Source organism: Lacticaseibacillus thailandensis DSM 22698 = JCM 13996 (assembly GCF_001312865.1).
Taxonomy (GTDB): domain Bacteria; phylum Bacillota; class Bacilli; order Lactobacillales; family Lactobacillaceae; genus Lacticaseibacillus; species Lacticaseibacillus thailandensis.
Map to the genome: position 1 here is coordinate 118,641 of NZ_BBER01000002.1, position 22,299 is coordinate 140,939.

Below are 22,299 nucleotides of genomic sequence, written 5' to 3' on the forward strand. Positions count from 1 at the left end.
GTGTGCGGTAAGCTCAGATTTTTTTTCATCGATTATTCCTCTTGGTATTAGTAGTTTTTCTTGATGTAATTTGCAAAGTTGGTGAGGGCTTCACGCAGCTGGTTGCGATACCTAACCTTCGCCAATTGCGCAACCTGCTCATCACTGGCATAGTCGCGATAATGCGTTTGCGCAATTTTTTTTGAATTTTCCGGATTGAACCATCTTCATCGAGGTCATCCTGTCCCGGTACGTGGCGGTCAATTAGTGTGGTGATGACTTCAGGCGTAATCTCCAATAGCCCCCAACGCTTCATAAACTCGCCAATTTCATGTGCCTTCGAAGTATTGTTGTGCGCAGTGATGATTCCCCGCGCATCCTTCGATTCGACTGGATAATGTTCTGCTTGTGCGGACCCATCCAGCAACCCGCTGGCAGTACGCTTAACTTGCAGGGCATAGTGCTCATCTTCCAGTTGATCAGCCATTTTGTTAACTTCTTTGAAGGTGCCTTCAGCAGCTTTAGTGCACCCTTCATGAACTTCGTTAGCTAGGCGCGCCACTAGTTCTTCCAGATAATCGTAGTTCACCTGAATATCACGTACGTGTTGCATTTCTAGTGTTAGGTCCGAATATTCGATTTCACGGTGTTGGGCAATACGACGCTTGAGGTCGTGCGCAAGCGAAGTGGTCAGCAGGGTTTCTTCGTCACCAGTGAGTCCAATTTGTTTGAGCAGCTTGTCCGGGTCTCGGTAGTCATATTGATCATCTTGCTTCAACTGGCTAATCAGGCGGTTATAAGTCTTTAAGTCCTCGTACATCTGGTCACGACCAGCCTCACTCTTGGGTAGGTCGGTGATATTGAAGCTAAGGGTGCGTAGTTCTGCGACACATTTTTGGGCTTCGGTGATTAGTGTGTCAAAGCTGGGAGCAATTACACCGGTATCATCTATCACCAGAGGGAGGTTCTCATTGGCTGAATCCCGATTAGCGTAGACGGCTAATGCTTCATTCATCAGCTTTTCGCTTTGTTCAGGCCAACGGTAATTGACAATGCGACCGTAGGGTTTGTGCACCATGTCTTGGATCCGGTTAGTCCGTGAGTAAGCTTGAATAAGGCCCGCACCGTGTAGTGTGCGGTCAACGTAAAGTGTGTTGAGGGTCGGTGCATCAAAGCCAGTCAGTAGCTGATCCACAACAATGACCAGGTCCAAATAACGGTCATCATTGATGGTGCGGTTGAGCCGAGCCACGACGTCTTCCGCATATTCAGTGGCGTTAGTGTCGTCGAAGTGATTACCAAACATGGCAGAATAATCCTTCATTGCCTCACTCAGGGCCGTGTTGGTAGTAATCATGTTGTCGCCATTACTATTGTCCTGTGAGAAACTAATGGCAATTTGTAATGGTCGCTCCAACGCTGCATTTTGCTTCTTAAATTCACGATAGTACATGACCGCCATCGGAATTGAGGCTTTGCCGCCACCAACGTGGGTAGTAAACAGGCCGCTATAACGATAGTCATCTGACCGGTTGCGCCACTTGTTGAGCACGTCCTTAACGACCAATTGTACGTGTGTCGGGTTCATGTCATAGACGCTGGGGTTAACCAGGTCGTCCATGTCTGCCGGAGATAGGTGGTCAATTTTGTTTTGAATGTCTTGTTGGGTCCACTGCGGATATTGCTTGGCGTAGAAGCGGGGCAAGTATTCGGTGCGCAGGCTATCTAGGGGAATGGTGGTGTTAAAGTCCACTTTGAAACCGAGGACGTTACCATCCGCAATGGCTTCACGAATCGTGTAGGTATGCAGCACGTCCCCAAACAATTGCCGGGTGGTGATGCCCTCAAACGAAGGGGTACTGGTGTAACCAATCCACGCCGAGTGTTTAAAGGCTTCCTTAATCCGTTGCATCATTTCACCCGCGGTTGAACGATGAGCCTCATCAACAATGAAAACGATATTCTTGTCTGGAGCCTTAAAACTCTTTCGGCGCACTAACCAGTCCATTTTTTTTGAATGGATGTCACAATGATGCCGTTCTTATTCTTCAACTTACGGTTGAGGTCACCCACGTTTTGGGTGTCACTAACCACGCCACCCTTGTTGCTGTCATCCGCATCTGGATCATAGGCTGCATAATTAGCTGCTGTTTGGTTGGTCAAGGCAATACGGTCGACCATGAAGACGACTTTGTCGACGTTAGGTAAACGTGAAGCTAACCATGCGGCCTTAAATGAACTAATGGTCTTACCTGAACCGGTAGTATGCCAAATGTAGCCCACTTCTTGCTTACCATATTTAAAATCGTGGGTGCGTAAAGCTTCAATAATGCGCCGGGTGGCATATACCTGATATGGACGCATGACCTTGATGGACTGCTTGTTGTGAGTGCCATCTAGAATCATGTAGGAAGTGGCCATGTTGTGTGCCATGGGAATGCTCAGAAACTGGTTGCTAAATTCCCGCCAATCACGAATAGTCGAGTTGTCTTTTTCGCGCTGCCAGTTAAAGGCAAAGGCGGTGTTGAATGTATCGCCGGTGGTGTTTGCCATATACCGAATGCTATTAGGAGTCATGCCCACCAGAATTTGGACGGTGGAAAAAAATGTCAGAATATTGTCCTTCCAAAATGTACTGGTGCATCTGGTTAAGTGCTTCTTGCGCTTCGTGGGCAGTGGCTTTTTCCTCAATTTGAATGATGGGGAGGCCGTTGATCAGGAGGGTGGTGTCAAAACGTCGGTTTTCCTTGCCGGGCAGAACGTTGGGCCGCTTAATTTGATTCACGATTTGATATGTAGTGTTACCCGCACCGACCTCTGCCTGGTCAAATACCGTCAGGAAGGTGTGTTCACCGTTATCCAGATTGACCTCCACCTGTGAAATGCCATTAAAGCCATACAAAAACTGTCCGGCGGCATATGGTGTGTTGAGACGACTGATTTCCGCTTTGATCTGCGCAAACTCATCGACAGATAGTGGCTCTGTTAAACGGTTTTGGTTGTTGGCTTCAAGAATATGCTTAAAGTTAGCCCATAACTGGTTGGTGGTTTTTATCTGTGGCAAGTACTCCCACTGCTTTTGTCCACCTAAATGTTGCAGGTAGGTAATTAAATCTTTTTCGAATTGTAGTTCTGAGCCCATTTTTATTTCCTCACTCGTAGCGATACTCACCGACAAATAATTGCTTGATTACAAAATCATTTTACCCTAAAAATATGATTAGTAACCGTTATGGCGGTAGTTGAGTGCTTGGTCAGGTGTAAAATATCATGGAAAGTAAAAGCATTGGGGGAGAATCATAATGGCATATGTTCGGCGGGGTGCCCAAAAAGCAATAGTGCGTGCCTTACAGAGTGTTGGTGGTACGGCAACACGTGATGATCTCAAGGCTATTATTGCTGAGGATGATGATAGCGGTTTTTCGCACGATGATGTTTACGGCACGGTTATATCAAAGAATGGCAATCCATATATACCGTTTAATCTGGATTTTAATTTTGGTATTCGTGATTTAGCGGCTATCGGTTATATCGAAAAGCCAGTGCGAGGTGCGGCAATTGTTTTAACCGAACAGGGTCGTGCGGACCCGCTGACTAATTTTCCGAATAAGCAGCAATTAAAGACCATGGGAGATTATTGGTCCCGGACTACGGCTGCACGGCGTGCTAAGAATGCAAAAAAAAGCAAAATTCCAGGCCGATGGAACGACGGTAGTTGAAGCTAACGATGACGATAATGAAGATCCGGAAGATTCGTGGAAGGCAGAATTGTTGGTACGGATCAAGCAGTTTTCACCTGCCAAGTTTGAGCAATTTGCACGTTTGTTGATTCACCAGATGGGCGTGCGAATAGACGCCAAGATGGGTAAAGTTATTTCTGGCGATCATGGTATCGATGGGTTTGGCTACTTTCAATCCGATGAATTTAGAACTTCGCGTGTAGCTATTCAGGCCAAGCGGTATGGGGATGGCCCCGTTGGCGAGCCAGAAATAGATAAGTTTAAGGGTGTCATGGATAGCTTCAACGCTGAGTATGGCATCTTCATTACTACTAGTCATTTTACTGACGGTGCTAAACGCAAAGCAGTACAGGGAGCAAAATCTGTTACCTTAATTGATGGTCAGGGCATTGTACAACTGGTGGAAAAATATCAACTGCACATTTCCCCTGTGCAGACCTTTGAGTTGGATGACTACTATACTGAGAAAAACTAGGCGTGGCTGAATACTTGTGGTGCTCTTTATGTATGAGTATGAAAGGCAAGCGTTAATGTGGTGTTGCTTTTCGTTGGTGTAAAATACAATTATTAACCATCACACCACCAACAAAGGAGTTCCTGTCCATGTCTTCCACCATCCATCCCATTGACCCTGACACCGTCCGCGTTGACGACGAGACCGCGCAACAGTATCGCGACGTGCTTAACGCTATCGTCAAGTTTCGCAACGGGCGCAACTGGGACCAGTACCACTCGTTGCAAAACCTCGCCAAGTCGGTCAGCATCGAGGCTAGCGAAGTACTGGAGATTTTTCAGTGGCTGGGATCCGATGACACCCTTGACCATGCCGCTGAGTCGCACCTGACTGAAGAATTGGCCGACGTGTTGACGTACACGTTCTTCATGTGCGACCGGTTGGGTGTGGATCCGTTAAAGCTGGTGGCGGCCAAAAATGAGATCAACAAGCGCCGCGACTGGTCCCATAAGACTAAGAATTAGTACGTTGGCCGTAATTAAAGGAGGCGCTTCATGCCAACCATCAAAAATATTGTCGTTCTGATTACTGGGGGCATCGCGGCCTACAAGGTGCCGTTGCTCGTGCGCAGCCTGATGCGTGCGGATTACACCGTGCGCGTGGCCATGACGCCCGCCGCGGCCACCTTTGTGACCCCGGCGACACTGGCGACGCTCACCAAGCATGAGGCGGTGACCGACGACCACGAGTTTGACCACCCAGAGCACGTGGTGCACGTGGAGTTGGCCCAGTGGGCAGACATGATGTTGGTCGTCCCGGCGACCGCCAATAGTTTAGCCAAGTTTGCACAGGGGCTGGCAGACAACGTGGTCTCGACTAGCTGGCTCGCCTTTGATGGCCCTAAGCTGGTCGTGCCCGCCATGAACGACAAGATGTGGCTAACGCCGCCACGCAAAGTAATGTCCGGCGTCTGAAGGATATGGGTGTGCGCGTCTTGCCGCCCGCAGAAGGTTTCCTGGCCGAGGGTTACACCGCAGTGGGGCGCATGCCCGATTTGGACGTGATCCAGTTGTTTGTGGACACTTATCAGGCCAAGCAGCCGCTGGCGGGCAAACAGGTCCTAGTGTCGGCCGGCGGCACGCAGGAGCGCATCGACCCTGTGCGCTACATTGGCAATGATTCCTCAGGCAAAATGGGAACGGCGGTCGCCAACGCTGCGGCGGCCGCTGGTGCTGACGTGACGCTCGTGGCGACCAAGATGTTGCCGGTGCTACCGGCAGTAGACGCGGTTTACGTGACCTCAGCCGCAGAGATGCACGACGCCATGCTGGCCAATTTTGAGGGTGCCGACCTGGTCGTGATGGCCGCGGCGGTGGCGGACTTCCGGCCGACCACGGTCAGCGGTAATAAGATCAAGAAGCAGTCGGGTGACGACGCGCTACACCTCGATTTGGTGCAGAATCCCGATATTCTCGCCGAGATGGGCGCACAAAAGTCGCACCAGTATCTGGTCGGCTTTGCCGCGGAGACCAACGACCTGGTGGCCAACGCCCAGGCCAAGCTCGAGCGCAAAGGTGCCGACATGATCGTCGCCAATCCGGTTGGGTACGGTCAGGGCTTCAACACCGATACCGATACCGTCACCATTTTGCGGCCAGACCAGGCACCATTGGCCCTCGATGAGGCGGCGAAGACGGAGGTGGCCAGTACCATTGTGCGGCTGGCGGCCATGGCGATGTAACGGTGCCCGGACTAGCTGGTGCGAATTGTGCTGCCGGGGCCAGGCAGCGCTCACGGTCATGATGGTAGCCAGAGTGGCAGCACCTTTACCGTTGATAATCACGCATCAATCACCCAGCTTAAGTGTGGGTGATTTTTTTGTTGTGCTGAACAATGATTCCATTAGCACGATTAACCAAAATTTTTGCAAATCATCCTTGCTTATGGTGGCGGTAGGCCCCGCCTTATCCCCGATATAAAGGGATTTTTAGCAGTTCACAAAATATTTCTTTACCCACCGTTCTGACCCCCGTACGCTAAGAATAAGGCAGAGGTTCTGCCACGGAAGTGTGTAAAGGAGGACGACATCATGCATTTTCTTTGGGCGTTAATTATTGGTGCGTTAATTGGTGCCGTTGCGGGTGCCATCACGAGCAAGGGGCATTCCATGGGTTGGATTGCCAACATTATCGCTGGGTTACTGGGGTCCGCCGTTGGTGAAGCGGTGCTAGGCCACTGGGGACCACAGCTTGCCGGGATGGCGCTGATTCCGTCAATTATTGGGGCCGTGGTGCTGGTGGTCATCGTTTCCTGGATCGCCGGCCGCAGCCAGACAGATTAGGAGGGACACCCAATGGACACAGTTAAAACGGTTTTTAAGTTTATGGTCGCCAGCACCCTGATCGTCGGGGGTGTGTTGGTGGCCGGCACGGTCGTGGCCGCTAAGGGCATCGACGGTTTGGGCGACAAGTTACAACGGAAGTTACACGGCTAGTGACTAGCGCATGGTCGCCACGACGAAGTGAGCGTTGGTCACCATGCCCGTCAGCCATACTAATAAGGCCGCTCTCATCACGAGGGCGGCCTTATTAGTATGGTGCAGTAATTAATCGACGCGTTTGATCTTACCCACGGCGATCGGCAGGGTGACGTGGGCGTCGAACATCCCCACCATTCCCGCCACGCTGTCGGGCAGGTCCAAGCCGCTGGTACGCCGTGAATGTAGATGACCCGCTTGTCGAGCTGCAGGTCGCGACTACCAAACGCTTGGGCAAAGTTGTCCTGGAGTTCATTGACCGGCACAACTTTGGTGTACGCAAAGTGGCCGTCCGCGTCGGCAACGGGGTAGCGGTCGTGCGGGATGTCCATGTGTTCCGGTGCGTCGTCGAACGGTACCATGGTCGTACCGGAGACGGATTCCGTTTCCATGAGATCGACGAAGCCGTCGCCGTTTGCGTCCTGGGCTGCGGTCGCAATCTGGGCGTCCTGGCCGTCAGGAAAGCCGTGGAAATGTTCCCAGTGCTCAATGTTAGCGGGCGTATCGAACATTTCAATGTTGATAGTCAACTCCGTGTCGGTCAGCTCCAGCCGGGCGGTCCCGTGGGCGGCAGTCCCAATTTTATCAGCGTTCAGTGGCACAATGTCTGCTTTGTATGTGGTCATCATCAAATCCTCCTCGTAATTGTTATGGTCAGTATAGCACCGTCCGCGTATACTGTAATTGACATTTATCAATTTTACGTGGAGGTACTGAGTATGCATGATCCGCAACAGTGTGTCGCCGGCGCACCCATCTTTGCCGGGCTGCCCGCCCCGATTATTGCGCAGCTAGCGCAAATCTCGACCCACCAGCAACCCGTTGCCAAAGGGGCATTGTTGTACGCGGCTGGCGAGCCGGCCGAGCGGATGTTAGTGGTGGACAGCGGCCGGGTGAAGGTGTTTCGTACCGCGGCGGACGGGACGGAACACATTATGTACCTGCTAGAGCCGCGGTCCGTGGATAGTGAAGCAGCGCTGTTTGCCGACGTGGCACACCAGAATTCAGCGGTAGCCATAACGGACGCCCGGGTTTGCTCAATTCGTCGGGATGATTTTCGCGAGTTAGTGGCCACGACCCCGCAGCTCGCGGTGAGCCTCCTCAGCGCCTTTGGCAACCGGCTGACCATGCTGGAAAACCGCAGTGCGGGGCTGGGTACGCTGACGGCACACGACCGGTTGTTACGGTACCTCGAAGATACCGGTGCCCACCTACGGACGAATTACTTTCGGTTGCCCATGAGCAAACACGACTTGGCGGGGTGGCTGAGTATCACCCCGGAAACTTTGAGCCGCAACTTGAAGCAGCTGGTCACGGAGGGGCGCATCGCGATGCAGGGCAGATGGTGCGGGTGCTATGAATGTCACAGTATCAGCGCTCCAAACGTTATTTTTTTGAACGAATAGTCAGCGATAATTTCTGGCCGTTTTAAATCTTCTCGTGCCGTTACGCCCAAACTGAGTGTTTTTTTTACCCAGAAAGCGTTTACAAAACGGTACGTGCGGGTTATTATAGCTGTGTTGAGAGCAACAGCATAAACGGATCGTTACTACTAGACTAGGCGTGACCGTGGCTGAACAACACTAGATGATGCTAGTGTTGTACACCACGGTTATTTTTATGCCCAAAAACGGTGCGTCGATGCTTCCCGGGATGCTCCTGCAATTGCAATTATTTGTCGTGGTATGTTGATGCTGAAAGAGGGAAAAATCATGCAATTCATCATCAAACGCCTAGAGAAACATCAGAAGTTGTTCGAGAAGATTTCTCGTAACATCTACCTGATGGCCATCAAGGATGGTTTTATTGCCGCCATGCCGATCATCCTGTTCTCTAGTATCTTCATTTTGCTATCAAACGTTCCACCGCTCATTGGGATCAAGATCCCAGTTGATTTGAACGCGTGGTTCAATAAAATTTACAGTTACACCATGGGCTTTGTGGGGTTCTACGTTGCCGGGACGACCGCCAAGGCTTTGACCGGTTCCATGAACCAGCGGATGAAGGGTGGTCGCTTCATTAACAACACCTCCACCATGATGGCGGCGATGGTCGGCTTCATGTTGCTGGCCATCGGTACGACCAAGGCTGGCAACTACATCCCCGGTTTCTTCGGGACGGATGGTATTCTGTCCGCATTCGTAGCCGCCTTTGGGACTGTTTGGGTTTACAAGTTCTGTGTTTCTCGTGATTTGACGATCAAGCTACCAAAGGAAGTGCCCGGGGCGATTTCCCAGACTTTCCGGGACATCATTCCGTTCGGGATGGCAACCCTGATCTTCTCCCTGATTGATGTTGCTGCCCGTGCTTGGGTCCACGTACCATTTGCCCAGGTTATTCAGACCGTCCTGGCACCAATCTTCAAGGGTGCCGACACTTACCCTGGGATCATGTTCGTCGAGTTCCTGATTCCGCTGTTCTGGTTCATGGGCATCCACGGACCATCCGTGGTCAAGCCAGCGATCGAATCTGCGCTGTTCGGGAACACGACCGCTAACCTGGCACTGTTCAAAGCGGGTCACTTCCCAATTCACGCTTTGTCCGAAAACTTCCTGAACTTTGTTGGTGAACTTGGTGGTACTGGTGCCACGTTCATGGTACCAATTCTGTTCCTGCTCTTTGCGCGTTCCAAGCAGTTGAAGGCCATCGGGACCGCTTCTGTGGTACCCGTTATGTTCGCCGTTAACGAACCACTGCTGTTTGGTGCACCAATCGTACTGAACCCGTACTTCCTGGTTCCATTCGTGCTGTCACCAATGATCAACGTTGCCATTGGGAAGATGTTCGTTGATCTACACCTGATGCGTGGGTTTATGTACGTGCTGTCTTGGGCGCTACCTGGGCCAATTGGGGCGTTCCTGGATACGAACTTCCAGTGGAGTGCACTGGTATTGATGGCGATTCTGTTAGTCATTGATTCGTTCATTTACCTACCATTCATCAAGGCGTACGACGCGACGTTGGTACTGCAGGAAGCGAACAACGCTGGTGCCGCCGTTGCTACGGCTGGCGCTACCGCTGCTCCTGCTGGCACGACTACGACGACCGTTGAACCAGCCGCTGCAGCTGTCACCGACAACGCAGCTGACAGCACCACTGATCAGCCCGTTAAGAAACTTGATAAGCAGTTGAAGGTCTTGGTTCTGTGTGCTGGCGGTGGTACTAGTGAACAATTAGCCAACGCGCTGGTTGAAGGCGCGAAGGCCACTGGTGAACCAATCGTCGCCACGGCGGGTGCGTATGGTTCACACCACGATATCCTGCCCAACTACGACCTGGTTGTTTTGGCACCTCAGGTACGGACGTATTACAGTGATTTGAAAGCTGATACGGATAAGTTAGGTATTAAGTTAGTTGCTACCAAGGGTCAGCAGTACATTGAGTTGACACACGATCCGGCTAATGCTGTGAAGTTCGTGCTGAACGCCGTGAATGAGTCGGAGGACCCAGAAGCACCTAAGAATTAGTGACGACGTTGAAGTAGGAGGGACACCATGAAGTTAGTAGTTCGGCAGATCTATAACAACAACAGTGCCCTAGTCGCAGTTGGTCAAGATAAAGAAGCCGTCGTACAAGGCAAGGGCATTGGCTTTGGTAAGCGCAAAGGTGATGTCATTGACGCCAGTGCGGCCACGAAGATCCTGTACCTCGACGATAGCCGCGTCCGTGGGCAGTTCGCGAGTTTACTCAAAAACATCCCCATCGATATCGTAGTGACCGTCTTTGGGGCGGTGGACCGGGCTAAAAGTCAGTACCACCTACAGTTACTCAACTACGTTTACATCACGTTGACGGACCACGTGTTCCAAATGTATCAACGGTTGATGGCGGGTCGCTACCAGCCGAGCGTGGTCCCGGACATTCATGAACGTTACCCAGTTGAGTATCAGGTGGCACAAGATACGTTGGCAGCCATTAATACCAGCCTGAACGTGCAGTTTCCGCAGGCGGAGGTCAAGAGCCTCGCGTTGCACTTTATCAACGCACAGGGCGAGGAAAATGATGACGAGGCGCAGGCGGACACCAGCGTGGATATGGTCAGCGTGGTTAACGACACGGTGAAGGCCGTATTCAAGGAGTACCATATTCAACGCAACGTGGCCAACCAGAACTACTTCGATCGCCTTATGATCCATTTGCAGTACATGGTCGAGCGGGTCAAGGAAAACGCGCAGGATGCTGAGCCGCTGGGTGCAGATATTTACCAAGAGTACCGGCAGAAGTTTCCGCACTCATACGGTATTGCTTCGGAAATATCCCAGCAGCTGGAGCAGCGGTTACACGTGCAGTTAACTGAAAATGAGCGGTTGTACTTTATCATTCATATTCAGCGCTTGATTCACGAAAACGACGTTCAAAAATAAAATAGTCGCAGGGGGTAAATTGATAATGGCAACAAAAAAAAGAGATCTCAATGACGGGGTTTGACATTGTGGCGTACGCGGGGGATGCCGAAACGGACTTGCTGGACGCACTGGATGCGGCCCATAAAGGCGAGTTTGATCACGCACGTGAATTGGTCAAGTCCGCCGAAGAATCAATTAACCTTGCGCACAATACGCAGACCAAACTCCTGAGTCAGGAAGCCGGCGGCCAAGAAATGGACGTCACGTTCATCATGGTCCACGCGCAGGATACGCTGATGACAACCATGATGTTGAAGAACGAAGCTAAGTACTTCATCGACGAATATGAGCGGCTGCACAAGTTGGAAGAGCAGTTTGCCAGTCAGCAACACTAGTACTGGAGGAGAACAAAATTGGCATCTTTGTTGAATCGCGTTAAAAAAATTACCAGCCGGCTTTGTTTGGGGCGGCGCCACCGCGGCCTACCAGGTCGAGGGTGCTACCCAGGCGGACGGTAAGGGGAAGACGATGTGGGATGACTACCTGGCCCAGCAGGGTCGCTTCAGCCCGGATCCTGCTAGCGACTTTTACCACCTGTACCCGGAGGATATCGAGTTGGCCAAGTTGTACGGCTCAACGCCATCCGCGTGTCGATCGCCTGGTCCCGCATTTTCCCCAGCGGGACGGGTGAGCCCAACGCGGCGGGGGTGGCCTACTACCACCGTTTGTTCGCCGACTGCTTGGCGAACGGCATCACGCCGTATGTGTCCCTACACCACTTTGACACCCCCAAGACCCTGTTTGACGCGGGGGACTGGCTGAACCGGGCCACAATTGATGCGTTTGTACGGTACGCCGACTTCTGCTTTGGCGAATTTACCGAGGTCAAGAATTGGTTCACCATTAACGAACTGATCTCCCTGGCATTTTCGCAGTACATCCAGGGCAACTTCCCGCCTAGTCACCACTTTGACGTGACTAGCGCTATCCAGGCTGAGCACAACGAGTTGCTGGCCCACGCGCGCGTGGTCAACCTGTTCAAGGACAAAGGTTACGCTGGCCGGATCGGCCTGATCCACGTGTTGGAGCCGGTCTACGCCTACCCGGAGACCCCGGAAAATCAACACGCGGCGGCACTGGAAGACGCGTTCATGAACCGGTTCCTGCTGGATGGGACGTTCAAAGGTGAGTACACCGACGACACGATGGCGCTCATCAACGAGTTGCTTGACGCTAATGATGCGCACCTGACGATTGAGCCGGGTGACATGGATATCATTAAGGCGGCGGCCACCCAGAACGATTACTTTGGCATGAATTACTACCAGCCGGCGTTTGTCGCTGCGTACAGCGGCGAAAGCACCAACCGCTTTAACGGCACCGGCGAGAAGGGTACCAGTGATTTCAAGTTCAAGGGTGTGGGGCAACACGTCAAGAAACCCGGCGTGGACCAAACCGATTGGGACTGGAATATATACCCCGAGGGGATGTACGACATGCTCAAGCGGGTCGCCCGTGAGTATCCGGAAAGTAAAACGATTTACATTACCGAAAACGGTCTAGGTTACAAGGATGAATACCAGGGTGTCGGGCAGCTGATCAACGACGATAAGCGGATCGACTTTCTCGACCGGCACGTGGCCGCCTTGCTACAAGCGCGTGCTGCAGGTGTGAACGTCCAAGGTTACTTTGTTTGGTCATTGCAGGACCAGTTCTCCTGGGCCAATGGTTACAACAAGCGTTACGGCCTGTTCTACGTCAACTTTGATACGCAGGCCCGTGAGATTAAGAAGAGTGCACTCTGGTTCCGTGAGCTGGGGCGGACCATCGGTAGTTAATCACCCCGACTATCGGTGATGGTCTCGTGAAGGGTACAACTGATCGTATCGGTTGTGCCTTTTCGCGTTGTAGACGAGGGGGAATTGATGATGAACGTAATTTGGGATTTTGTGCGGGCCAACCCCACGGTGGTGATGGCCCTGTGCCTAGCCGCGGCAGCCTGGGTGAGTGGTGCCCACTTCAGCAAAGCCGTTGCGGGCGCGGTCCAGCTAGCAATCGCCATCACCGGGATTGTCGCTACGGTGGGTGTGCTGACCACGGTCTACCAGCCGGCGTTACGCGCCATGGCTCAGCACACTGGCATTGACTTACCGGTGGCGGACGTTGGCTGGGCGCCCATTGCGACCATTACCTGGTCGTCGCCGTACACCCTGCTGTTTCTGGGGCTGGCGTTGCTGGTCAACGTGGCGATGTTTAAGTGGCACCGGACGCGGACCATTGATATCGATATTTTTGATATCTGGCACCTGGCGTTTACGGGGTTGCTGGCCCTGTATGTTGGGGCGCCGGTAGTGGTCGTCTTGCTCTTCATCGTGTTGCTGGTCGTATTAAAGTTGATGAATGCCGACCTGATGAAGCCAACGTTTAACGACCTTTTGGGTGATACCAGTAGCTTGATGACGACCACGCACCTCAACTACATGATCAACCCCCTGGTGATGGTGCTCGACCGTATCTATTCGCGGTGTTCAGGTTGGCTGGACCGCTACGACATTGATGCGGCGGCACTAAACAACCGGATTGGCTTTGCGGGGAGCCGCTTTGCCATTGGGATGTACATTGGTATTTTCGTGGGCCTGCTGGGGCGGCTAGGCGTGGGGCCGATGCTGGTACTGGGATTCACGTTAGCCACCACGCTTGAGCTGTTTAACATCATCGGGGGCTGGTTCACCGCCGCCGTTGACCCGCTGACCCAGGCGCTCACCGACAAGCTGAACGCCCACTTTGCCGGTCAGCCGTTCAACATCGGCTTGGATTGGGCGTTTCTGTCCAGCCGGGCCGAGGTGTGGGCGACCGCCAACATCTTGGCGCCCATCATGTTGCTGGAAGCACTGGTGCTGCCCGGCAACCGGATTCTCCCCCTCGGCGGAATTATGGCGATGGGGGTGACCCCAGCATTACTAGTGGTGACGCGAGGCAAAGTCATCCGCATGGTGGTCATTGGTGCGGTCGAACTACCACTGTTTCTGTGGGCTGGGTCGCTGTCCGCGGGGTTTGTCACGCACGCGACCAACGCACTGGCCGGTTCGCAACACCTCATGGCGATTAGTGCGGCCACCAAGGAAGGGCCCATCGAACAGTTTTTGGCCATCACGCTGGGGCGTTGCCACACCGGTGATTGGCGGTGGCTGGTCATCACGGTAGTGGCGTTTACGGTCTACCTGTTACTCTTCGCGTGGTACGCCCACGCGATGCGGCGCCGGAACCGGGATTACACGGAGTCATAATGAAGGGTATGCAAAAGGGACAGGATCAACGGTCGTGTGACTGTTGATTCTGCCCTTTGGTTGTACGTGCAGTTGTTAGTTATACCGCTTCATCAACGCCCTTTTCCGCAGGTGCCGGCCGGCCAAATTAGTAGCCCTGCTCCAGCTGGACGCCAAAGTGGGAGTGGTCGAACGCCATCTCGTACTGGGTTTCGACTCCCTCGAGAATAAACTCCAGGTGGTTTTGCTGGGCGATACCAGTCCAGAACTTGATGCGCTCCGCCATCTGGTCGAAGGTCGCGGTCTTGCGCAAGTTTTGCATGGCAAACTTCACGCCGTCGACGTACGGGAAGAGCTTGTGAACGAGCTCAAAGCTGTTGTCACTCCCCACGTCGTCGATGTAGATTTTGACCCCGCCGGCGTGGTAGATGCTACTGATTTCGCGAACAAAGTTGAGACTAGGCGCGTCCATGATCTCCACGATCAATTCATGGGGACCCTCTGAGCGCTGATGGAACAGGGTCAAAGCGGTAGCCACCGTTGCATCGCTAAACTCGTCAGCCGTCAGGTTGAGCGTCACGGACTTGCAGGTAGCGTAACGCAGAAACCGGCGCAACAGGTCGATCTGAGTGCCAACGCCAATGTCAAAGCTTTCGGGCAGTACCCAGCGGTCGTGGTTGGCATCGTACTGACGCAGCAATAGTTCGTTATGGACGATTTGGGGGTCGCCACCAGTTACGTCGTAGATACCCTGACCAAAATAGGCCAGTTCGGCGTGGTGGGCGCGGTGGTGCTGGCCGTACACCTGCCCGTCAACGGTGATCACGTCGCGTCCGGAGCGTTTACTCTCTTGCAAGTTGATTGTGGCGCGCTGGTAGGTGTCTTCCACCGACTCATCGCTTGGCTGCATAGTGGTGACCCCGACCGAGACGGTGATGGCTATCTGGTCGTCTTTGTATTGGAACGGGTGCGTCCGGACCGCCTCCCAGCAAGCGACGATGATTGGCATTGCGTCGTCCGCCGTGACGTCCTTAACGACAATCATGAACTCCTGACCACCAGTCCGTAAAATTTCCGCCGCGTCACCATATGGGTGTAACGTGTCCTCCAGCAGCTGGGTCAACGCCAAGAGGATGCTATTGCCCCCCATGTGGCCGTAGTTGGCATTGATGCGGGTAAAGTGGTCGATATCCAAGACGGCCATGGTGAAAACGCCCGCGTGTCCCTGCGAATAGTTGAAGGCGTCGGTCATGTGGTGCTCATAGCGTTCATAGGTGTCGGCGGTGGTCAACACGTTGTTTTTAGCCGTCGCGGCTTTGGCCCGCAGGTGTTCCAGGTACGTCCAGTACAGGCTGAGGATGGCGGCCATGGCAATGAGGTCCCGATGGCTAGTACCAAACTGGTGGGACTACCGGCCGGGCCCAATGGTGACCGGGCTGGCAGGGTGAGCCAGAAGCCAGCGGCCCCCACTGCGGCCAGGCCAACCGTCAATGCCGGGTTATGGCGAATCATGTTCGTATACCGCCGAATCCCAGTCAGGGCCGCAATCAGGAGCACCGTGGCAATAATAGTGTTGGCGCTGGTGATGTTGGACCAGTGGGCGGTTAACCAGACGATGAGGAGGCCATCTACGCGGATAGCATACTCGGTGCGGGTCGTGGCGGTATCAAAAAGGACGGCTGCCAGCATGATGAGCGCGCCGTTAGTGTAGGTAATTGCGTTGTACTGGCCCACCATCCGCGCGGTCACGAATAGCACAATGCCCACGGCGACAATACCGAGTGAGAGCAATAGCCGCGAAAATTGGCCTTGCGGGTCGGTGCGCCGTAACGTGACGAGGCGGTGCCAGTAATTAGCGTAGAAGCCGATGAAACTAGTGATAAAAAAACGTCATGACCACGAGTTGAACAATTTGTGGTTGGATTTGGTTGATGGACATGGACAGTACTCCCCAAATGCGGTTCTTGGTTAAGCCCATGTTCCCCCGAAGATGGGCCTAACGCTGGTAACGATCAGCTACAAACGGTGCCACCAAAATGCCTGGGACTTTGATGTTACCACGAGTGCAGTAGTGCAATAAACGTACAATAAGCAACGGATGTTTGCCTATTTATCTACGTTCAGTTTATGTCTTCATCCGCCAATCTACAAGCAAATTAATCAATCAGTTATGGTAACGTAATACAACTATTGGGCAGTACTAATGCTGGACTAGTGAAGATGTGGAAATTGTGGTGTAAGCGCTATTCAATGGGGCCAATCGTGCTAAACTGGGGATGATGAATGGGGGTAGTCATAATGGCAAAGGTACGACTGATCATGAGTGATATCGACGGGACGCTGGTCAACGATGACCACGTGATTCCCGCAAAGGTTGTGACCACGATCCAGGACTTTAAGGCGCGCGGTGGCCGCTTCGTGTTGGCCTCGGCCCGCCCACCGTTGGGAATGACGGCCTTGGCCGACCAGCTCGGCTTTGACGTGCCGCTGGTCAGCTTCAACGGTGCGTACATCGCCCAACGGGATGCGGACGGCGTGCTTGCCCCCATTTATGAGGCGCCACTAGCACCGGGCGCGGCCCGGACGGTATACCAGGTTGCCCGGCAACAGGATCCCGGCTTAAGCATCAACGTCTTTTCCGGCCAGCACTGGTTTGTGGATGAGCAGGAGTACTGGGAGACACAGGAAGCGGACATCACGGGCTTCCCGCCGGAGGTCCAACCGCTACACGAGGTGTTGGCGGGAGAAGACCCGATCCACAAGGTGCTGGTGATGGGTGAAGAGCCCGACATCGACGTGTTACAGGCGACGCTGGCAGACCGGCCAGAATTAGACCTAGCCTCTCTCGTTCCAAGCCGACCTATTTGGAAATCACGCACCGCGGCGTTACCAAAGCTGCGGCGTTGGCTTTCCTGCGCGACTACTTCAAGGTGCCGTTAGCCGCCACGCTAGCCATCGGCGATGGGGGTAATGACCTCCCAATGATTCAAGCGGCCGGGGTTGGGGTCGCTATGGGTAATGGCGCTGCGGCGTTGCGGCAGGCGGCGGACGCTGTGGTCGCCGATAATAATGCTGGTGGGGTCGCGGAAGCAATCAACCGCTTCGGTATTTAGTTAAATTGATATCAGTATGCCAAAAGATGCATGTCGGTCGGCAATCCTTATTTGATTGCGACCGATTTTTTTTATTTGACGTTAAATAATATATTTTCCAGGTGATGGTAATGATAACGCCACTTTTATCATAACCATGTTGCGCCCTTTAAATATCAGCATTGGGCACGATTGTATGTGTGTGAGAGCGGCAAAACATTGGCCGTTCTTACCAAGTTGCCATAATTTGAAAAATAAATTTGCTGTTATTCCAATTTAGGCAAAGGTACTGGTTGGTAGAATGAAGGCGGCTTCACTAGCATGTACAAAGGTATTTATTGGGTAAAAGTTATCCAAAGATAAGGACGTGCCAATGATTACCGGCTATTATCACGTTATTGAGTGTAGGTTGTTACTAGGTTTTTAAGTTTTGGGGGATACTTTTGAAAATTAAATATGTATTTGCTTCTGTAGCAAGTGCGGCTTTGTTGGCAGTTGGCGTCCTGGGGGGGACACCAAGTCAGTCAGGCAGTGCTAATGGTGCAGTGCGCTCTTCGCAGTCAACTTCGGCCCACAAAGTGGTGAAGAAGGATACTGCCAAGAAGTCTACGGCCAAGAAGAGCAAGGACACTGCTGCTAAGACGGCCAAAAAGGACCATCAACAGGCAGCAGCTAAAGCGGCTAAGCAGGCTAAGGTTGCTAGTGCGTCCAGCGCTAGCAACACGAGTGCCAGCCAGGCGAGTGCGACCAGTACTAGCAGTAGCCAGGCCAGCCAGGCGGCTAACAGCACCAGTACCACGAGTACTGCAGCCAGTGCAAACACTACGGCCGCGGCACCAGCAGCCAAAACCAGTCAACCGGCAGCTAGCCATGCAACCACGCCAACCACAGGCTTCACGATCGGTGGCTCCACGTACGCCATCCGGTCCTTTAGTGGTAGTGGTTCAGTTCCAGCCGACAGCTACGTTTACCAGTGGACTGGCATGAGCAACCACTACCTGTTCGAACGGACGGGGGTAGCGTTTGGTTCTTTGGCTAGTGCTGGTGTTGGTTCGACCGTTGCCGTTAACGGCCACCAGTACACCATCCGTCAGGTGCTGTACAACCAGAACAACACGACCGACGCGGCGTATGACGCGTTGATGGCTGGTAAGGCTAAGTGGGGCGGGATCAGTTTCCAGACCTGTGAAGCTACCAATGGTTACGTACGTCTGTACTTTGCTAACTAGTTAGTATTACATTCATAGGTACATAAATAGACCCGTTAGTTGCGGACACGTAATTAACGGGTCTATTTGTATGGTGAAGGTTGGGATATCTTAATGGCACCTTAAGGGAATTGGCAAAGAAGCGTAACTCGGCCTGCACAGTTTCTTCACACTTTCCCGGCATACTAATCAACATAGAAACGAGGTACCCCAGAACCTCGCTCCTAAACTTCTTCTTCATAATCGTGATGTGGTTTCCCAGAATCACATTACCCTCCCTCATTGAGGACCTCCGTGTGGACAGCGGGGGGCCTTTTTTTGTTGCGTGAAGTGGGACACGGGTTGTGGGTGGGCGAATATTATCATAGATAATAGGAAGTTGAAAAGAGCGGCGGTGGTGGGATGCGTTTCGATTTCCGTTACTACCTATAATTATCGGGCTGCAGTCTCTCGGCTGAGCTGACGCGCAGCCTGCGAGTGGCTGGCCCGAAGCGCTGAAGCGCAGTGGTGGTAATCTGTCACTGAACTCGCTCTGACGTCCGATATGTATCGGGCAACAGTCTCTCGGCTGAGCTGGCGCGCAGCCTGCGAGTGGCTGGTCCTAAGCGCTAAAGCGCAGTGGTGGTAATCTGTCACTGAACTCGCTCTGACGCCCGATATGTATCGGGCAACAGTCTCTCGGGCTAGCTTTGCGAGCCCTGCGAGTGGCTGGTCCTAAGCGCTAAAGCGCGGTAGTGATAATCTGTCACTGAACTCGTTCTGACATCCGGTATGTATCGGGCTGCAGTCTCTCGGGCTAGCTTTGCGAGCCCTGCGAGTGGCTGGCCCTAAGCGCTAAAGCGCTAAGGGCCAGCGCAAAAAAAAGAAGCCCGCATGGGGAGCCAATGTCCCACTTGCGCACTTCTTCCTGGTAATCCTGCTGAGGCGTGCCCCACACGCAGGCAACGCAGGCACCCAATACTCCACGGCCCCCACCGTGGCGCCTTCGCGAACGTTGAATTGCTTCAACAAGTATCGGTAACCATACGTTCAGTTGCTAAGTGCTCCGTCCATTTGGTCCGCAGCGTACCCACAACTTACACTTTACAGATGAAACTATACATTTTTTTTGTATATACTTGTCCATTATCGCAAGATAAACAAACTTATATTTCGACAAAAAAAGGTCTGTTATTTAGACCAATTAGCGCCTGGGCTTACGCAATCAAGGAAATTAGCCGTACCAATTGGCGTTAATCATGGCAAATGTTGGGTGACGGTAGCACAAATCTCTGAAAAATCGGTATGCTTGCGCTTATGGTAACGATTGACTTTGCCACTGTCGGTCATAATTCAGTCCGTGTTTACATGAACGCATTTGGTTACGGCGACCACTTGGTGCGCGCCGTGCTCGACCTGAGTATATGGAGTTATTCACGCCATACAAAAAGGCGGCAGCCACACGCTACCACCTTCTGGCTGACGTTAAATTGTAATTTCTTCGATCTCGCCCAACTGCCGCAGCTTTTCGCGCTGCAGCACCTTAATGCCGTTGCGATCCGTGGAAATCAGCCCGAGTTGCCGGAGCTTTTTCATGTTGCGGGAGGTGTTGACCGGGTTCAGCACGACCAGACTGCCCATTAGTGATTGGCTCACGTGGACCGTATCATCGCTGGGTTCGTATTCGTCCAGGTAGCAGGTCAGGTAGTATGCCAGTCGCTGCCACCCCGTACTGGTCAGCAACAACTCCTTTTTGCGGATCAGGTAATCGATGTTGCGCTGGTAGCTGAGAATGAGTTGATGATTAAAGTCGCGGTTGTTATACACCAGTTGGTCGATCTTATCATGGCTAATTGCTAAGACGTGGGCTTCGTGAATTGCCACGAGGCTGAGCGTGCTCTCTGCTGGTGCCTTCGGAACGGTACACTGGTGTAAGTGTGTCGTGACCGCACAACAAAAGACCGTGCTCCAATCCCGACTTGAAGAGTACCGAGCGCATGATGAGACCGTCCTCAATGTAGTAGTAGAAATGGCGGCCATTGGTGTCTTGCAGGCGTTCACCGACGTGGACGGTGATGCGTTTAGTCGCAAGACCAGTAAGAAGGGACTTAAACTTGGCGTAGTCCCCGTTGACGTAGAAGTTTAATTTGTTCATTGTTGCATCTCCCCGGATGTCTGCGGATGGTGACCGGCGGGTGCATTCGGCTTGCCATGGTATGTGAATACTACCTGAGGGTCGACGTGCGCATTCGGTGTGACCGATGCCATCATTCCCCAATTATATGCGTAGAATTTACACACGAAAATATTCGTCGATAATTAACAGTGTTAATTTTATGATGTTATAAACCATGCATCTGATTCAAAAAAAATAATACTGGCACCTTGATGGCGGGCCGCTTGCCGTCGAGGAGGGTGGAAGGTGTTGCAAAATATTCCGGTTGCTCTGACACCCTTATTTTACTTGGTTTACATAATGAAAGTAAAGCAAAAAAAAGCATTGGTGCTAGTTATATGTATGCGCGGCGCCAACTAGTCATAGATAACACCAAGCATTGGCGCCTAATCACGCGGTGGGGTGTTATTGTGTGGCGGTATCGGTGTTATGGACGCTAACTGAAGGTGAGGCAGTGCGATTGTGCAAGGCACCAGTGACCTGTAGACGTGTATGTGCAGTGTCCCCGCGATTACGGCATCTTGGTGGGGTCGAAAGTCGCTTGCGCCAACGTGAGAAATTCCTGGACGGGTTCACTGAGGGGCATACCAACTTTGTAGGTGATGGCCACATCAGCCTGAAAGTCGGTTACGGGCAGCGGCACAATTTGGGTGTCACCCTGAAGGGTGGTGGCCGTCAGTAGGGACGCCGGCACAATCGTGGCACCCAACCCGGCGTTGGCCAACTGGACCGCGGTGGTCAGGTTAGGGGTACGCAAAATGATGTTGGGGGTCGCCTCGTTTTGGGCGAGGAAGCTGGTTACAAGGTGCTGAAAGCCCGAGTCGTCAGTTTCGGCGATGAAGTCTTGGTCGTGAATCAGCGTGGCGATTCCGGGAGTGGCGTTGGCGTCAAAGTCGGGCGGCAATAGGCGGCTGGGCATGATCAACGCTGCGCTATCCGTGAACAGACGTTGGTGCTCCAGTGCTTCGTCGTAGGTGCGGCCAATCCCAATGTGCATATCGATGTCGCCAGCCAGTACGGCTTGCGCCATGGCGACTGCGGGTTGTTCAAAGAGGTGGATCTGCACCTGGGGAAAGCGCCGATGAAATTCCGGTAAGAGTTGCGGCAAAATGACTTGGGCGAGGGACGGGTTAACGCCCAACGTGATGCGGCCGACGTCGGTATGGGCGTAGGCTTTGAGGTTGTTGCTGACCGTCTGAAAGGAGCGGACCAGTTGCTGCATCTGGCGGAGGTAGTATTCACCCGCGTACGTCAGGCGCAGCGGGTGCTGGGCGCGGTCAATCAGCGCGACGCCGTACTGTTTTTCCTGGTTGCGAATCAGCTTGCTGACGGTGGGCTGCGTCATAAAGAGGTTGGCTGCAGTCTGGGAGACACTCCCGGTCTGGCTAATCTCGGTGAGGATGTTAATGAGCTGACGTTCGTGACTTAGTGGTGGTGTCATGAGCGACCTCCTTTTGTAACCGTAATCTAACCTTATCATTAGTCAGTATGCGCCCAACGTCAATGGGGTGCAAGTGTGGGGT

16 protein-coding genes and 5 pseudogenes are annotated in these 22,299 nt (G+C 52.9%); 15 read left to right on the top strand and 6 right to left on the bottom strand.

Annotation, left to right across the window (positions count from 1 at the left end):
* Window positions 1-47: 47 nt before the first annotated feature.
* Window positions 48-3,121: pseudogene (locus tag JCM13996_RS04135) on the bottom strand (type I restriction endonuclease subunit R).
* Window positions 3,122-3,281: 160 nt separating this feature from the next.
* Here JCM13996_RS04135 and JCM13996_RS13145 point away from each other — a divergent pair.
* From JCM13996_RS13145 to JCM13996_RS11210, 5 genes and pseudogenes are all read left to right on the top strand, one after another.
* A pseudogene (locus JCM13996_RS13145) lies at window positions 3,282-4,194 on the top strand (restriction endonuclease).
* Between the two features lie 128 nt (window positions 4,195-4,322).
* The gene (locus JCM13996_RS04145; protein WP_082383812.1) at window positions 4,323-4,697 is read left to right on the top strand and encodes a nucleotide pyrophosphohydrolase; all 375 of its coding nucleotides are present in this window, start codon (window positions 4,323-4,325) and stop codon (window positions 4,695-4,697) included.
* Between the two features lie 30 nt (window positions 4,698-4,727).
* Window positions 4,728-5,914: pseudogene (gene coaBC / locus JCM13996_RS04150) on the top strand (bifunctional phosphopantothenoylcysteine decarboxylase/phosphopantothenate--cysteine ligase CoaBC).
* A gap of 348 nt (window positions 5,915-6,262) precedes the next feature.
* On the top strand, window positions 6,263-6,514 hold the full coding sequence (locus tag JCM13996_RS04155) for a GlsB/YeaQ/YmgE family stress response membrane protein (RefSeq protein ID WP_054749861.1): 252 nt from the start codon (window positions 6,263-6,265) through the stop codon (window positions 6,512-6,514).
* A gap of 12 nt (window positions 6,515-6,526) precedes the next feature.
* Window positions 6,527-6,667 carry a hypothetical protein gene (locus tag JCM13996_RS11210; RefSeq protein ID WP_156321858.1) on the top strand — a complete coding sequence of 47 codons (141 nt, stop codon included), beginning with the start codon at window positions 6,527-6,529 and terminating at the stop codon, window positions 6,665-6,667.
* A gap of 111 nt (window positions 6,668-6,778) precedes the next feature.
* On the opposite strand, the pseudogene JCM13996_RS04160 reads toward JCM13996_RS11210, so the two are convergent.
* Window positions 6,779-7,338: pseudogene (locus JCM13996_RS04160) on the bottom strand (hypothetical protein).
* A gap of 90 nt (window positions 7,339-7,428) precedes the next feature.
* On the opposite strand from JCM13996_RS04160, the gene JCM13996_RS04165 reads away from it, so the two are divergent.
* The 6 genes and pseudogenes from JCM13996_RS04165 to JCM13996_RS04190 all read left to right on the top strand — a co-directional run bounded on the left by JCM13996_RS04165 (window position 7,429) and on the right by JCM13996_RS04190 (window position 14,342).
* A complete protein-coding gene (locus tag JCM13996_RS04165; RefSeq protein WP_054749863.1) occupies window positions 7,429-8,115 on the top strand; it encodes a Crp/Fnr family transcriptional regulator in 687 nt (228 codons plus the stop codon).
* A 306-nt stretch (window positions 8,116-8,421) separates the two neighbouring features.
* Entirely contained in the window at window positions 8,422-10,176 is a 1,755-nt protein-coding gene (locus JCM13996_RS04170) for a PTS lactose transporter subunit IIBC (protein ID WP_054749865.1), read from the top strand.
* 27 nt (window positions 10,177-10,203) lie between these two features.
* Window positions 10,204-11,073: a PRD domain-containing protein gene (locus tag JCM13996_RS04175; protein WP_054749868.1), complete on the top strand. Its 870-nt coding sequence runs from the start codon at window positions 10,204-10,206 to the stop codon at window positions 11,071-11,073.
* Between the two features lie 50 nt (window positions 11,074-11,123).
* A complete protein-coding gene (locus JCM13996_RS04180; protein WP_054749870.1) occupies window positions 11,124-11,450 on the top strand; it encodes a PTS lactose/cellobiose transporter subunit IIA in 327 nt (108 codons plus the stop codon).
* A gap of 18 nt (window positions 11,451-11,468) precedes the next feature.
* A pseudogene (gene lacG / locus JCM13996_RS04185) lies at window positions 11,469-12,893 on the top strand (6-phospho-beta-galactosidase).
* 87 nt (window positions 12,894-12,980) lie between these two features.
* The gene (locus tag JCM13996_RS04190) at window positions 12,981-14,342 is read left to right on the top strand and encodes a PTS transporter subunit IIC (RefSeq protein ID WP_156321859.1); all 1,362 of its coding nucleotides are present in this window, start codon (window positions 12,981-12,983) and stop codon (window positions 14,340-14,342) included.
* A 127-nt stretch (window positions 14,343-14,469) separates the two neighbouring features.
* Here JCM13996_RS04190 and JCM13996_RS04195 read toward each other — a convergent pair whose 3' ends face one another.
* A complete protein-coding gene (locus JCM13996_RS04195; protein WP_054749872.1) occupies window positions 14,470-15,690 on the bottom strand; it encodes a bifunctional diguanylate cyclase/phosphodiesterase in 1,221 nt (406 codons plus the stop codon).
* A complete protein-coding gene (locus JCM13996_RS04200) occupies window positions 15,609-16,088 on the bottom strand; it encodes a hypothetical protein (RefSeq protein WP_162205180.1) in 480 nt (159 codons plus the stop codon). The genes JCM13996_RS04195 and JCM13996_RS04200 overlap by 82 nt, the downstream gene beginning before the upstream one ends.
* Before the next feature lie 531 nt (window positions 16,089-16,619).
* Here JCM13996_RS04200 and JCM13996_RS04205 point away from each other — a divergent pair.
* The 3 genes from JCM13996_RS04205 to JCM13996_RS04210 all read left to right on the top strand — a co-directional run bounded on the left by JCM13996_RS04205 (window position 16,620) and on the right by JCM13996_RS04210 (window position 18,642).
* A complete protein-coding gene (locus JCM13996_RS04205; protein WP_162205181.1) occupies window positions 16,620-17,261 on the top strand; it encodes an HAD-IIB family hydrolase in 642 nt (213 codons plus the stop codon).
* Window positions 17,186-17,434, top strand: coding sequence for an HAD family hydrolase (locus tag JCM13996_RS12850; protein ID WP_162205182.1), 249 nt, complete (start codon window positions 17,186-17,188; stop codon window positions 17,432-17,434). The genes JCM13996_RS04205 and JCM13996_RS12850 overlap by 76 nt, the downstream gene beginning before the upstream one ends.
* A 422-nt stretch (window positions 17,435-17,856) precedes the next feature.
* Window positions 17,857-18,642: a hypothetical protein gene (locus JCM13996_RS04210; protein WP_054749876.1), complete on the top strand. Its 786-nt coding sequence runs from the start codon at window positions 17,857-17,859 to the stop codon at window positions 18,640-18,642.
* 1,443 nt (window positions 18,643-20,085) lie between these two features.
* Here the strand turns inward: JCM13996_RS04210 and JCM13996_RS04220 are convergent.
* Window positions 20,086-20,484, bottom strand: a complete 399-nt coding sequence (locus tag JCM13996_RS04220; protein ID WP_054749880.1) for a Crp/Fnr family transcriptional regulator — start codon at window positions 20,482-20,484, stop codon at window positions 20,086-20,088.
* A gap of 58 nt (window positions 20,485-20,542) precedes the next feature.
* On the opposite strand from JCM13996_RS04220, the gene JCM13996_RS11115 reads away from it, so the two are divergent.
* Entirely contained in the window at window positions 20,543-20,746 is a 204-nt protein-coding gene (locus JCM13996_RS11115) for a hypothetical protein (RefSeq protein ID WP_162205183.1), read from the top strand.
* 541 nt (window positions 20,747-21,287) lie between these two features.
* Here JCM13996_RS11115 and JCM13996_RS04230 read toward each other — a convergent pair.
* Window positions 21,288-22,217 (bottom strand): LysR family transcriptional regulator, encoded by a 930-nt coding sequence (locus JCM13996_RS04230; RefSeq protein WP_054749884.1) that lies wholly within the window; start codon window positions 22,215-22,217, stop codon window positions 21,288-21,290.
* Window positions 22,218-22,299: the final 82 nt, after the last annotated feature.

Excerpts from the sequence above, each read along its gene's own strand:
- JCM13996_RS11210 (WP_156321858.1), top strand. The coding sequence starts at position 6,527 with ATGGACACAGTTAAAACGGTTTTTAAGTTTATGGTCGCCAGCACCCTG.
- JCM13996_RS04180 (WP_054749870.1), top strand. The coding sequence starts at position 11,124 with ATGACGGGGTTTGACATTGTGGCGTACGCGGGGGATGCCGAAACGGAC.
- JCM13996_RS04165 (WP_054749863.1), top strand. The coding sequence starts at position 7,429 with ATGCATGATCCGCAACAGTGTGTCGCCGGCGCACCCATCTTTGCCGGG.
- JCM13996_RS04205 (WP_162205181.1), top strand. The coding sequence starts at position 16,620 with ATGGCAAAGGTACGACTGATCATGAGTGATATCGACGGGACGCTGGTC.
- JCM13996_RS04145 (WP_082383812.1), top strand. The coding sequence starts at position 4,323 with ATGTCTTCCACCATCCATCCCATTGACCCTGACACCGTCCGCGTTGAC.
- JCM13996_RS04170 (WP_054749865.1), top strand. The coding sequence starts at position 8,422 with ATGCAATTCATCATCAAACGCCTAGAGAAACATCAGAAGTTGTTCGAG.
- JCM13996_RS04155 (WP_054749861.1), top strand. The coding sequence starts at position 6,263 with ATGCATTTTCTTTGGGCGTTAATTATTGGTGCGTTAATTGGTGCCGTT.
- JCM13996_RS04175 (WP_054749868.1), top strand. The coding sequence starts at position 10,204 with ATGAAGTTAGTAGTTCGGCAGATCTATAACAACAACAGTGCCCTAGTC.
- JCM13996_RS04195 (WP_054749872.1), bottom strand. The coding sequence starts at position 15,690 with ATGGCCGCCATCCTCAGCCTGTACTGGACGTACCTGGAACACCTGCGG.
- JCM13996_RS04190 (WP_156321859.1), top strand. The coding sequence starts at position 12,981 with ATGATGAACGTAATTTGGGATTTTGTGCGGGCCAACCCCACGGTGGTG.
- JCM13996_RS04230 (WP_054749884.1), bottom strand. The coding sequence starts at position 22,217 with ATGACACCACCACTAAGTCACGAACGTCAGCTCATTAACATCCTCACC.